The following is a 12,751-nucleotide window of genomic DNA, read 5'->3' as shown; positions in this document are numbered from 1 at the left end:
TATAAATCAACAATATAGGCTCGCGGCCACATTGGTCAGAACAAGAGTTCTTATTTACTCATAAGGTTTTTTACCAACTTCATCTGCAAATGGTTGGCTAGGCCAGTGCGCGGTCAGTCGCCGCAGTTCAAGCGATGCGGATCGCTCGACAGCCAGTTGACCGTTGCCGCCCTGGAAGTTCGCTCGCAGGCTGCTGGGATGGTGGGCCCGCAACCAGGCAGTCACCTCGTCAAGGTGCTTCTGCGCAACCCCTTCGTCGAACCATACAGACCGAGGGTCGTCAGGCCGGTAGTGAATGAGGCTGTCGCCGGGAGCTGCCATCACCTTCGTTATGGGCGAGTCAGACCACACCAGTCGTCCCAGCAACTGCAGCCGCCCCTTGTACCCACGCGGCGTCTTCACCACCCAAATGTCATCCGGGGATCGCTGTCGCAGTTCCTCAAGCTTGTCGTTGGCAGATCGGAAGTAGCCGATACGACCTTGGCGCACATCGGACTCGTAGTCTTTTCAGTAGTACAGAACATCCATCGCTTATTCGAAGCCTTTGTAGCTAAAGGGGAGTGCAGCTCATCCAGAAATGTCCGGCACAAGCGGTGTCAACAGAGGCTAAATTCAGGCCTGCACGGACAGCTGCCAATCGAGTGCGCGGCGGGCGGTCGCGATAGCATCTGCAAAGGTCGCCACCTCCACATCCGGTTCTCGCCGCTCGTTGGGAAAGTCACCAGATCGGCTACCGCCCATCAACAACACCTTGATGGGCTTGTTCATGTGCTTTCGCAATTCGTGCCGGTAGCTGATCGCCTGTACGTAGTCGTCGTGATTTAGCGCATGCGACGGGCGCTTGAACTCGATCAACAGGCACGCGCCGTTTAAGTCTTCGTTGAGCAGCAGATCCGGACGCTCCTGCGCCTTGTCCCCCGTGTACTTTCGGTTCAGGGCATCCTCTACGGTGCGCCTGAGCGTCTGGTTGGAACGGAAGAAGGTGTACGTCGGCCCCAAGATCCAAAGATTCCGCTCGATGGCCTTGTGCATCTCTGCCTCGCGCGTGGTCGGATTGCGCGCAAGTTCCTCAAGCTCATCGAGAAACTGTGCGCGCGCCTTGGCCTGTGTAACTAAGGTTGCCAAGTCAGCTATGCCGAACTCGTCCAGCGCAACCGAGATGGCGACCACATCCTTCCGCGCGGCGTCGTGAATGTGTGACAGGACGATGCCGTACGCTGATTGCTCAATTGCGTCGAGCAGCACATGAACGTACTGCTCCAGCTTGCTCGGTTCTTCTCCATAGAAGCGCTCCAGAGTGCGGCGCACCGCCTTGTCGGCGAACTCGCGACGATGCTCTGGCATCGCAGCCAGTCTGTCCTTGATCGCGCGGTTGATACGCGCTTGCGCCAGCTGGATCTCGCGGCTGTATCGCTCCTTGTATGCAGCGATCAGGATGGGCTGGACCTGTTCGGCGACTGCGGCTAGCAAACTGCTGTTCTCGATCACACTGTCCCAGCCGGCGGTCACGTGGTCACGCAGGCCGTCCGCCTGGACCTCGCCGTAGAGCTTGGATTTCAGCTTCTGCGGAAAGTCCTCCCGCTCTTCAAGACCGAAGAACGAAGGCTTCCCCACCACCTTGTCATCGACTCGAAGCACGATGCCGGCTTGCCGCTGCGCCGACCGCTCGTCAGCGATTGCGAACCGCAACTGGACTGCGCCGACCCCCGGGACTTCCATGCTCTGGTCGGTGTAGGTTCCGGCCACATCGTCGACGCCGAGCGGCTTTCCATCCACGTGAACGGCGAAGTCCGCTGCTCGTCCGTACTCGAAGATCAGCACTTGCCGCATCCTGCCGGCGTCGGGGAAGGCAAGCTCACCGTGCAGGGAGTGGAGCGTGATGGTCGTGCCGTGCGAGTCAGGGTCGCAGCGCTCGGTCTCAATCTGGATGGGCAGGTGCTCGATATCTAAGACACCGGCCAGATCCGTCATGCGGAGCGTGAAGCGGCTGAGCGTTCCGCGTGTGCGGGTCTCGAGTGTCATTTCCGCTGCAGCCATGAGGCCCGCGAACTTGCCGATGCCCTTGCGTCCCTTCACTGAGCGCTGCTTGCCTGCCGTTCGCTCGCCTCGGTGCTCACGCCGGTCTTTGGCGATGGCCAGGTAGTGCGATTCGAGCTCGGCCCGTGTCATGCCCGAGCCGTCATCAGCGATGACGATCGGCGTATCGGTCATCGGCGCCGGCAGTGAAATCCAGACGTTCTCAGCGTCTGCATCCCAGGCGTTGTCGACCAGTTCCTTGAGGGCCTTTTCCGTCGACGGATATTCCTGGCTCAGCAGCCGGGCCAACCTGGAATCAACTTGAAAGCGTGCAGTCTTTGCTGCCATCTTCTTCCTCTCTATCAGGCTTACCTACAGATTTCTCCGACAAGCCGGCCGTCGGCTTGATGAGCATTGAGACTTCATGCAGCCTCTCGTCCTGCAAGCCACCATTCGCGGTGTGCCTGCTGCCTTGCAGCGCGCTGTTCAGGCGCATCAAATGCGATCAAGTACAGCGAGCGCTTCTCGCGCAGTTCCGAGACGGCGCGCTTCCGCTCTTCAATTCCCAACCGAACGGCCTGCTGCTCTACAAGCTCGGCCATCGCGCTCTTCTGGTGATTGAGATCCTTCTGTAGGCCGACCTCATGCCGAACACGTTCGGCCAACTCCGCCTCGACTCGATGGCGTCGCACGCCCTGGTCCCTCAGGTCGAACATGCGCTGCCTTGCCCCCTTCACTGTCGAGATTGACTCGAAGACGCGGTTCAGGCTTGCCTTGTTCTCCTGATGGAGTGTCCGGTTGGCCTTCTGCCGTCCTGCAATTTCTGCAATGGCTGCCTTGCAGGATCCGATGTCATCGCAGGCGCGGGCGCGATCGGCCTTGTATCCGTCGAGATCACCAAAGCTCTGACCGAACAGGGAGTGATCAGGTAGCTTCTTGCCCCCGTTACCGAACAGCCATGGCGTCCGCTCCGATTTCGCATGCCAACTGTCGATCGATGACTTGGCTTCGTTCAAATCGTCATAGGCCTCATTGAGTTCGTCTTGGGCGGCGGAGCGCTCCTGCTGCAAAGCCTTCATCTGTTCGAACAGTACTTGCTTCGTATCCAGAAGGCTCGCCTTCTCTGCATAAAGCTCGTCGAGCTCCCGACGATAGTCCCGGCTCAGTAGTTCAAGTTGCGTCCGGAGCTTGTTGATCTCAGGTTGGAGCGCGTAGATTGAGGATTCCCTCTGGCGAATGTGGGTGCCGTAGGCCGCGCAGCCATCAGCTTCAGCCGTCCGCCAGATTGACTCGATTTCTCGCTCAAGCTGGGCCGTATCAAAACGCCGGTTCGCAGTCGACTCGTGAGCCGCTCGCAGCTCTTGCTCGTAGCGCGGAAAGTCGGCGTCGATTCGGATGTCTTGCACGAACCGCTGGACGCCTCGCCATGCCTTACCGATGAGCGTCACGTTCTTGATCCTTTCGGCGCGGCCAAGATGCGATTGCTCAAGCAGAAGGAAGACGCGGCATTGCGGGCCGACGTAGGCGTGTGTAGATGGCGTGCACAAACTCTATGGCCAGCCAGACCATGACCGTTATGCCGACCCACGGCCTACAGTCTTGGGAAGCGACGCGGCGGCCGCCGCAATGCACACCGCATAGAAGGCCTTTGGCCGAGCTTGATAGAGGCGTGTGAGCAGCATCAGTCCGATCACGATCGCGGCAAGGATCAGGACGCTTTTCACAAGCGCCGTTACGGCTGCAGCGACCAACGCTAGGCCGACAATTAAAAGTAGAAACTTTCCCACTTCGAACCTTTCAACTACACGTGCTGCCTTCTGTTTTCTGCAGCCTTCGACTAGATGAGTTGGCCCTGAACCATGACCGGGTCACCGATGATGTTCAGACCTTCCGCCTTGCTGTATTGCTTCCAGCGCGCCCTGTACTGGCCCTCGAACAACGGCGCGATGTCGTCATAGACGCGCTCCCCCGTCGGGTGCGTACCGTACGGAAGACTTGCACCGCCCACATCAGTCAGCAAGTAGCGGTTGTGCAGCGCATCACCATCCGCAAACGCGGCAGCACACTGAAAGGTGACTGATAGCCCTCTCGGGATGGCCGCTCCAAGCCGCTCCAGTGCCATTCCGCACCGGTGCCTCGCTTCACTCAGAAGCTGCTCTGCACGCGGACGAACAGAGGCCTCTCGATCGCGATCTGCAACGCCAGAGATGAGCACCACCGAAGGTAAGGACCTGCCGGCCGCTCGCGTGCTCACAGTCGTTTGCAGCAGCGCCTTAAGAACGTCCCGATACTCGGGGATGTCGGCTTTGAAATAGGGGTCAATGAGAATGATCTGGCTCGCTAGTCGCAGCAGCGGCGATAACTGGTTGGCGAGCGCGTGAGCAGTCTTGCTAGTGACGTCGATAGTCGGCAAGTACCACCGCGGGTTTCGCAAGTCGCGCGTGACCTCTGGCGTAATTACAGCGTCACACTGAGCATGCTTTTCACTAGACAGGATCGCGTGAAACGGCTCTTCATGATGAACCGCTAGAACTTGCTCCAGCCAGGTCTGTGTAGTGCGGCGCGTTCCACGGGCTGCTCCTTGCTGCAAGAACTCCATTAGGCCTTGCATGAACTGTTCGGCATCGACGTATTCGGGCTCGCCAATCATGTCGACGCCGAAGTGGTTCATCAGCTCGCTGTACACCTCACCCGCCCAGTTGTCCGCGACGTCGGAGATCAAACGCCGCTGGTCGAGACCAAAGTGGCGTGCCAAACCAACGTCCCTGTTCAGCACCCAATCAATCACCAGTCGGGGATTAACTGCGTATTCGTAGATCACTTTGCTGCTCCCTTGAGGCGCGCTTCGAGCTGAGCACGCATGGCCGACGGCAGCACTTCTGCCGCACGCTCGGCAAAGAAGCCGTTCGGCCAGGGCGCATCGAACTTGCCTTGCTCAGTGAGCCCAATGTGAGATGCCCTGACGCACCCAGACTGGTCTCGACCCAGGTAGACGAAGCTCACGTCTTTGGGTTCCAGGGGCTCCGTCTCTGGCGACGCTTCGCCGGCCATCTGCTCGCGCAGGCGTCGCTGAAGGCGCATCACCAGATGCTCGCTGTGCGTCTCAATCAGGAACGACAGGCCCTTGTTCAGTACTCCGTCGATGAACAAGTCGCCCAAGCCGACCTGTACCGCTGGATGGATATGCAGCTCGGGTTGCTCGATGATCACCAAGCTGGCAGAGCGGTCCTGCGCGGCGACAACCACCGGCAAGACTTGGGAGATTCCCACGCCGACGTCTTGCGGAAGATGGCGCTGTCCGTCTGCATCCACCAGTGCCAGGCGCTGCCGCTCTCTACCCAAGGGCTTGGGCTCTGGCCCCGAGACGTCGAACTCTTGGACGACATTTCGCTCGACGCCGTACCCGGTGGCTAGCTTCTGCGGGTGACGCATCCAGTCACCGCATGCGCTTGCCAAATTGCCTTGGTCCGCCATCAGCGCCTGCCATGCTGCCATGCCGTCCGACCAAGCGGCCTCTGTCTTGCTAAGGGCCACGTCAAAGTCGCGCGGCGGAATGCGGCGCAGCGGGCCGAGGTAGCGTGACTTGCGCAATTGATCGCGCAAGAGTTGTGCAGGGCCGAGCAGCAGCCAGGACATGAAGGCCGAAAACTCTTGGAGGACGAACACATTTGAGGCGGTCTCAGGCCGCCCCGCGGGGATCAAGATTGGCTTGTCCAAGGCTGGGAGCGCGGCTTGGAAATCTCGTAGCCAAGTCGCGTAGCCGGGATTTGGGCTGTCGGCGTATGAGCCGCGCACGACTTCCAACGCTGCCAGCAGCACTGAGTTGGGAATCGGCTCCTTGATGTCTCCTTCCTCCAACTCGTCTGTGCACATGCCAAGCTCGGCGCGAAACAGATGGCCGGGCATGCCGGGACGAGCCCATGCCGCAAGCTCACTGAACAACGCATCGCCTTCGATCTCATCCGCAAAAAATATCGGGTGGCTCGCGTTAAGGCGGAGTTGGGGCCTGCTGCCGCTGGCATCAGTCTTGACGTCGACGCACCAAGTGTCATTGAAGTCGACCTGGTAGCCGCTCACGACTGCCCGTTGCTGGAATTCGCTCCAGCTGAGCGTCAGCTGCACCGCCACTCGCTGGACTTGGTTGCGAACCAAATCCAGCGTCTCATGGAAGCGCCAAACCTCGGCATCGACATCCGATCTATCTTCGATCGCATCCTCGAAGAACTCCGGGATGGCTTCGTCGCCAAGTTCCATTTCGACACGGAGGGTGACCTCGCGTGAAAGGTCGCGCTTGTGTACGAAGTTGCGGAAGCCACCGAGGTCGATGGTGTCCCCTCCCTGTCGCGTGCGGTCGACGTTGGCATCACCCCTCTCCAGGATCTCCCGCACCAGTTGCAGCCCCTGTAGCACGCTGCTCTTTCCGGCGCTGTTGGCTCCAAACAGCAAAGTGATAGGGCGGATTTCAATTCGAACTTTCTCTGAGAAGCCTTTGAAATTCGCTACTTGGATTGCTTTGATGATCGAAGTCATGTTGTCAGGGGCTTAGGCAAGTGCAAAGAACTTGGCTTGCAGGGAAGAGAGCAGTTCATCTCCGGACGTGGCGGCGATCGTGCCCGTGGAGGTCATCCCCCACACCTTTCTTGCGAGTTCAGAAAACAAGCGAAGCTCCGCTTCGGTAGCGCAGGGAACAGGGAATGAAGAAAAGTCTTTTGGGGAGATGTGAGGAATCGTGGTCTCTGTAATCCGGCAGTGGACCTTGAAGTCGTGGCCTTGCAGGCAATTGAAGACGAATGCACCTGTGCCTGGCTGCCTGGGACGCAGGCGAGCGACACGTTGCACGAGATAGCTACCAGCAACTCGATCGTCAACAACGGCACATTTGAGACCTGTCGAGATCCAAGGACGGTCCATCGCGAGTACAACGTCACCCTGCTCGAGTCGATATCGTCCTAGATCATCGACAGCGCTCACCGGGTACCCAACAGCGTCGCTCCAGTCGAATCGATCGACGCCGACATTGATGCCACGCAGCAAGCGGACGCCGTCGTGAGGCTTGATGTACTGATCGCTTTTGAATGCAAAGCCCGCAAGAAAATCGCAGTAGTCAGTCAGTACGCTGGATCGGGGCTTAGCTGCGAAGCGCTCGTGAAACACCGCTCTCAGAAATTCATCAGACAGCCGGATGGCCGCCTGTCGCTTGCGGCGCAGGCTGTCGGCCTTGTCGAGGATAGTGGCGATGCGCTCCTGCTGATTCAGCGATGGGGGCGAGAGCTCCATGTCAAGCAGGCTTTCCTTTCGGACACTTGCCTGATTGACCCACGCGTTGCACAGCCGCTGGAACGTTCCTTTGATCCATTGGGATCTCAACCAATGCGCCAAATAGCCAGCACTGAGTTGGTCAGGGTCGGTACGTAGGCGAAGGAAGTGGTTCGAGAAGACTACTGGTTCCTTTGCGCCGAGAAAGAGAGCTGATTTGCCGACTAGCTCTGGGCTGTTCGTAGCGTTGAATAGGACGTCTCCAGGCGCTAGCAGGCATCGATCAAGCTGCTTCTCAGTCGCGGGAACCATGCGCCTAGAGCTCCAGTTCCAGGAGCCGTCGGTCTCAACATTGTTCATTCGAACCTGTAGTACTCCACCCTCTGCAATATCCTCTCCCGACGCAAAGCCAGATTGCGCATCTAGCAAAAGGTCTCCTAGCCTTTTTGGGCGCATCAGAGCATCCCCTGCAAGTCAGCAAGATCATTAGAAATTTCTGCTTCAAGAGCTATCAGCCGTGAAAGGATCTTCGCGGGCGGAGCATGCGAAACTTGCTCGTGCGCATGCACTTGGTAGCGGCCTATTGCCAGGTCGTAGTCCAGAGCTCGAATTGAATCGATGTCGACTTCGAAGGCCTGTGCGGTCCTGTCCTCGAGCCGAGTTGATCCGTCGCACCACCGCCGATACGTGTCGAGCACATCCGGCAAGTCGCCCTTCCCACTGCCAATCTGAGTCCGCTTATCGTCAAGCGTGAAGCCGTCCGATCGCACGTCGTAGAAGAACACGTTCTCGGTCTTGCCACCCTTGGCGAAGATGATGATGGCGGTGGAGACTCCGGCGTAGGGCTTGAACACGCCGGAGGGCAGCGAGATCACCGCCTCCAGCTGGTTGCTCTCGATCAGGTGCTGGCGCAACTGCACATGGGCCTTGCTAGAGCCGAAGAGCACGCCGTCCGGCACAATGGTGGCGCTGCGGCCACCGACCTTGAGCATGCGCAGGATGAGCGCGATGAAAAGCAGCTCGGTCTTCTTGGTCTTGACGACGCGTAGCAGGTCCGGGGCCACGTCTTGCTCATCCAGGCTGCCCTTGAACGGTGGGTTGGCCAGAATGAGATCAAAGGCGCCCTTGGAGCCTTTGGGGTGGCGCTCCTCGAAGCTCTGGCTCAACGTGTCCTGATAGTGCACATCAGGCTCGCCCACGCCGTGCATCACCAGGTTCATGCTGGCGATGCGCAGCATGGTGGCGTCGAAGTCGTAGGCGTGGAACATGTCGCTGTCCACATGCGCGCGGTGGCCTTGCTGGACAAGCAGGTCGCCGCTGTAGGTGACGTGCTCCTCGCCGTCTACCAGTTCCACATGTTTGCCCGCCTCGCTGGTGTGTTCGCGCAGCAGATAGTCGTAGGCTTCGACGAGGAAGCCAGCGGTGCCGCAGGAGGGGTCGCAGATGCGGTCTGTGGGCTGGGGCTGCATCAGCTCCACCATCAGGCGGATGATGTGCCGAGGCGTGCGGAACTGGCCGTTGATGCCGGCGGTGGTGAGCTTGCTGAGCAGGTACTCGTAGAGGTCGCCCTTGGTGTCGCCACGCTCCAGGGGAAGGTCCTGCACGGCCGCTACGGCCTTGGAGAGCAGGGTCTCCTTCTGGATCATCAGCTGCGCGTCCTTCATGAAGGACGCGAACAGGCTGCCAGCACCGGTGCTGCGCTCAGCCAGGCGGCGGAAGTGCGGAAACACGCGGTCGCGCACGTGGGGCAGCATCTTCTCGCTGCCGTAGTGGCGCCAGGTTTCCCAGCGGCAATCCTGGTCGGCTTCACTGAAGCGGCGGGCGAAGGGCTGGCCGGTCAGCGAGGCGCGCTTCTCGTCCTTCCGCTCCTGCATGTCCAGCAGGCGGCTGTACATCAGGAAAGTGATCTGCTCGATCACCGTCAACGGGTTGGTGATGCCACCGGTCCAGAAATCGGTCCAGAGGCTGTCGATGCGGCTCTTGAGGGGCCCTGTGATCATGATGTGCTTTCTTCTTGTCTACGGCTTCAGTTGGCGGCGGGCGGCTGCAGCGGCTCACCAAAGCCGCGCACCAGCGCCACCACCTCGTCGAGTTGGTGTTGATTGGGGAAGACGCCGCCCAGACCCTCGGCATGGAGGGTGTTGAACGGTGCGTCGAAAAGCTGCGCCACGGCAATGGCGCCGAACTGGCGGATGTGGTCCTTGAGCATGCCAAGGAAGCGGAGCTGCTGACTGCTCAGTGCGTGGGATTGGGCGAAGGCTGTGAACTTGGCTTCGACGGCCTCGTGGTCCAGGCCGACGATGGCGCGCAGGATGTGGGCCAAGGGGATGGCGGTGTCGGGATAGAACTCGCGCAGAGTGGCCAGATCCACATCGGGGTTACGCGTGTGGAGCAGGCTGTTGAGCTTGTCCAGTTCGTCCTGGGTGATGGCTTCGCCGTTCCGCACCTTGACCAGCACCGGGTCGCTTTCGAACAGAGGTTCCAGCGCAGCTTGTACCGCCTTGCGGTAGATGACGAAGTCCACGTCCTTGATCTTGGAGGGGCGGACGTGGACCTGGTACTCGGCCTCGTCCTCGCGAACGTCGAGCACGGCTGTCGGCATCGGAGGCGGCAGGATTGGCGCTTCGGCCAGGGCCATCACATCACGCAGGGCCGCGCGCAGCTTGTCCAGGTGGGCAAAGCTGGGCGATTGCCAGAAGGCGTCGGAGCGCAAGGACTTCAACTCGTCGGCTTTGGCTCGCACCGGATTGAGATGTGGCGGCAGGCGCTCTACCCATTCCAGGATCTCGGCCCGATGCGGGTTGGGCTTGCCAGGGTCTGCAATCGCTGCAGCCTGGGCCTTACCCAGCAGAAGATCCCAGCGCAGGGCATCTCCCTCGCCGCGCACATCGACGGCACTCATCAGCGGCGCGACCGTGTCGACCAGCAGCTGACGTGTGACGGGCGCGAACTGGTGAATCAGCTTTGCATCGCGCGCTTGCTGCACCGCTTGCCAGTTCTCGCGCACGGCTATGGCGCCATCGGGCAGGGCTGCTGCGCATTGCCGGATCTGCTCGGCCAAGAGATCGAAGGCGGCCAGGTCGGACCTGGCAAGAGCCAGGGCGGCGAGTTCGATGCGGGCCTCGTAGCGGCGCTGGGTCAGGGGCTTGGGCGTGGAGGGTTCGACCTCCTCGGCGTTGAGCTCGTGGAACTCGAAGTTGTTCCAGTGGTCGAAGATCAAGAACTCGCTCTTATCCTTGCCGGGGCCGAAGAGGTTTTTGCACAGTCGGGTGCCGCGGCCAATCATTTGCCAGAACTTGACCTTGCTCTTGACCGGTTTGGCGAAGACGAGGTTGACCACCTCAGGCACGTCGATGCCCGTGTCCAGCATGTCCACCGAGATGGCGATGCGCAAGTCGCCGTTGGGCTCCTTGAACTGGTCGATCAGATTCTCGGCTCGCGGCTCCTTGGAGTGGATCACTCGGCAGAACTTGCCCGCGAACTGCGGGTACATCTTGTCGAACAGTTCGGCAAGAAGGCGGGCATGGTCGATGTTGCGCGCGAAGACGATGCTCTTACCGGGGAGCTGGCCATCGGCATCACGCAGGCCGTTGTCAATCAAGTTGCGCAGGATGACGCGGTTGGTGTCCTTGTTGAAGACGGCGTCGTCGATTTCCTTGGCGTCGAAGTCCAGGGTGTTGGGGTCGATGCCTTGATCCTCGAGCTGGGCTATCTGCTCATCGGTCAGGTGTGCTGCCTTGATGCCGTCGCGCAGGAACTTCGTGGTGTGCGCGACGACACGGAAGGGCACCAGCTTTCGGTCGGCGATCGCCTGTTCCAGCGGGTAATTGGCGGTGGGCAGCTTGTAGTCGCACCCGAACAGGCGGCAAGTGCTGCGGCTGACCATCTCCACCGGCGTGGCCGTCAGGCCCACCTGGATGGCGTCGAAGTACTTGAAGAGGTCGCCGTAGAGGTTGTAGATGGAGCGGTGCGACTCGTCAGCAATGATCAGATCGAAGAAGCCGACGTCAAACGACTCATAGTCGTTGATCAGCCCTTGGTAGATGCCGATGTAGATGCGCGCATCCATCTTGCCCACGTCGTTGGCCTGGCCGATGACGTAGATGGGTTCCAGGACGAAGTCGTTGAAGGCGTTCTTGGCCTGCTTGCGCAGCTCCTTGCGGTCGCACAGAAACAGCACGCGCTTGACCCAGCGAGCTTCGATCAGCAGCTTGGACAAGGCGATGGCGACGCGGGTCTTGCCCGTGCCGGTGGCCTGCACCACCAGGGCACGGCGATGACGCTGCGTGAAGCGTTCGGCGACGCGGGTGATGCTCTCAAGCTGATGCAGGTAACCGGCGATGTTGGGGTCGGGCCGGACGTCTTTCAGCAGATCCAGCTTCTCCTTGCGCTGGAAGCCCACGCGGTACTGCAGCGTGTCCTTGGAGAAGAAGCCGAACACCGAGCGAGGTGGGTAGCCGGCGGCGTCGTCCCACACCCAGATGTCGTGGCCGTTGGTATAGAAGATCATCGGCCGCTGGTCGTGCAGCTTCTCCAGCGCGTCTGCGTAGAGCTTGGCTTGCTCCTGGCCTGCGCGGGCATCGACCCGCGTCTTCTTGGCCTCCACAACCGCCAGTGGCTTTCCGTTGTCGTCCCAGAGCACGTAGTCGCAATAGCCCTTGCCGGTGGCGGTGGGCTGGTGCGGGACTTCGACCTCCTGGCCCACCGAATCGTTGCTGGCGGTGCCAGGCGGCACATCCCAGCCGGCCATGCGCAGGTCGCGGTCGATCAGCCACTTGCGGGTGTTGTCCTCCGTGAAGCGCAGTTGGCTGGCAGCCTGAGCCGAGGCTTGGCTGACCAGTTGCAGCGCTTCCGCGGTGGGCGGCGCGCTGGCGGCGGTCGCAGGCGCGGCAAGACGATCCGCGGCGCGCAGCGCAGCCAACTCCTCCAGCGCCTGCTTCAGACGCTCTTCCTTGAGGCTGTTCTCCTCGGCCAGCGCCTTGGCCTTGCGCTTGAACTCGGCCTTGCTGTCGATACCCTCGACCGGAGGTTGCTTGAACTCTGGGAAGTCCTCAACCTTGCCGACGAGGAAGGTCACATGGAGCCAGCGGGCGAGTTGCCACGCCTCCTGGACGCATCGGACGGCATCCGCCGCTTCGACGTCTTCGCCATGTGCGCCGCGGTTGCCCAGGCGGCGCAGCAGGTGGAGCTTGTCCAGAACCAGCGGCTGGGCGATAGCCTTGAAGCTGGCGTTGTGCAGCAGATCCACGAAGTTGGATTGCGGGACGCGTTCGAGCTTGAGCTTCAGGTAGAGCCGGTCGACGAGGCGTTCGGCGAAATTGCGCAGCTTGACCAGCGCGCTCTCTGGGTCGGTGTGCGCGTAGTGCTCCGCGTACCCGCCCATGTTGGCGAGCTCCGGGTAGGCCGCGCGCAGCGGCTCAAAGTTCAGCGATTTGATGTCTTGCATCGACATCTGGCTGGCTTTCGGGGCATTCATGCC

Annotated in this window: 8 protein-coding genes; all 8 read right to left on the bottom strand. The window is 60.6% G+C overall.

The features are described 5' to 3' along the window. Nucleotides 1-54 precede the first annotated feature (54 nt). On the bottom strand, nucleotides 55-489 hold the full coding sequence (locus AX018_RS24815) for a hypothetical protein (protein ID WP_146749310.1): 435 nt from the start codon (nucleotides 487-489) through the stop codon (nucleotides 55-57). A gap of 123 nt (nucleotides 490-612) precedes the next feature. Continuing rightward, nucleotides 613-2,364, bottom strand: coding sequence for an ATP-binding protein (locus AX018_RS13750; RefSeq protein ID WP_111877956.1), 1,752 nt, complete (start codon nucleotides 2,362-2,364; stop codon nucleotides 613-615). Nucleotides 2,365-2,438: 74 nt separating this feature from the next. Further along, a complete protein-coding gene (locus tag AX018_RS13745) occupies nucleotides 2,439-3,464 on the bottom strand; it encodes a hypothetical protein (RefSeq protein WP_111877953.1) in 1,026 nt (341 codons plus the stop codon). A 389-nt stretch (nucleotides 3,465-3,853) separates the two neighbouring features. Next, a complete protein-coding gene (locus AX018_RS13740; RefSeq protein WP_146749309.1) occupies nucleotides 3,854-4,837 on the bottom strand; it encodes a hypothetical protein in 984 nt (327 codons plus the stop codon). After that, nucleotides 4,834-6,546 carry an AAA family ATPase gene (locus tag AX018_RS13735; RefSeq protein ID WP_111877947.1) on the bottom strand — a complete coding sequence of 571 codons (1,713 nt, stop codon included), beginning with the start codon at nucleotides 6,544-6,546 and terminating at the stop codon, nucleotides 4,834-4,836. Before AX018_RS13735 ends, AX018_RS13740 begins: the two co-directional genes overlap by 4 nt. Nucleotides 6,547-6,558: 12 nt before the next feature. Beyond that, nucleotides 6,559-7,584 (bottom strand): restriction endonuclease subunit S, encoded by a 1,026-nt coding sequence (locus AX018_RS13730; protein WP_211322432.1) that lies wholly within the window; start codon nucleotides 7,582-7,584, stop codon nucleotides 6,559-6,561. Nucleotides 7,585-7,727: 143 nt separating this feature from the next. Next, nucleotides 7,728-9,272, bottom strand: coding sequence for a type I restriction-modification system subunit M (locus AX018_RS13725; protein WP_111877942.1), 1,545 nt, complete (start codon nucleotides 9,270-9,272; stop codon nucleotides 7,728-7,730). A 26-nt stretch (nucleotides 9,273-9,298) separates the two neighbouring features. Continuing rightward, nucleotides 9,299-12,748 carry a DEAD/DEAH box helicase family protein gene (locus AX018_RS13720; RefSeq protein ID WP_111877939.1) on the bottom strand — a complete coding sequence of 1,150 codons (3,450 nt, stop codon included), beginning with the start codon at nucleotides 12,746-12,748 and terminating at the stop codon, nucleotides 9,299-9,301. Nucleotides 12,749-12,751: the final 3 nt, after the last annotated feature.

Origin of the sequence: Paracidovorax anthurii (genome assembly GCF_003269065.1) — a bacterium.
Classification (GTDB): domain Bacteria; phylum Pseudomonadota; class Gammaproteobacteria; order Burkholderiales; family Burkholderiaceae_C; genus Paracidovorax; species Paracidovorax anthurii.
The sequence above is the reverse complement of the archived record's forward strand: the minus strand, read 5'-3'. Positions and strand labels throughout refer to the sequence as shown.

Coding starts and splice junctions, on each gene's coding strand:
- AX018_RS13750 (WP_111877956.1), bottom strand. CDS start 2,364: ATGGCAGCAAAGACTGCACGCTTTCAAGTTGATTCCAGGTTGGCCCGG.
- AX018_RS13735 (WP_111877947.1), bottom strand. CDS start 6,546: ATGACTTCGATCATCAAAGCAATCCAAGTAGCGAATTTCAAAGGCTTC.
- AX018_RS13730 (WP_211322432.1), bottom strand. CDS start 7,584: ATGGTTCCCGCGACTGAGAAGCAGCTTGATCGATGCCTGCTAGCGCCT.
- AX018_RS13725 (WP_111877942.1), bottom strand. CDS start 9,272: ATGATCACAGGGCCCCTCAAGAGCCGCATCGACAGCCTCTGGACCGAT.
- AX018_RS13720 (WP_111877939.1), bottom strand. CDS start 12,748: ATGAATGCCCCGAAAGCCAGCCAGATGTCGATGCAAGACATCAAATCG.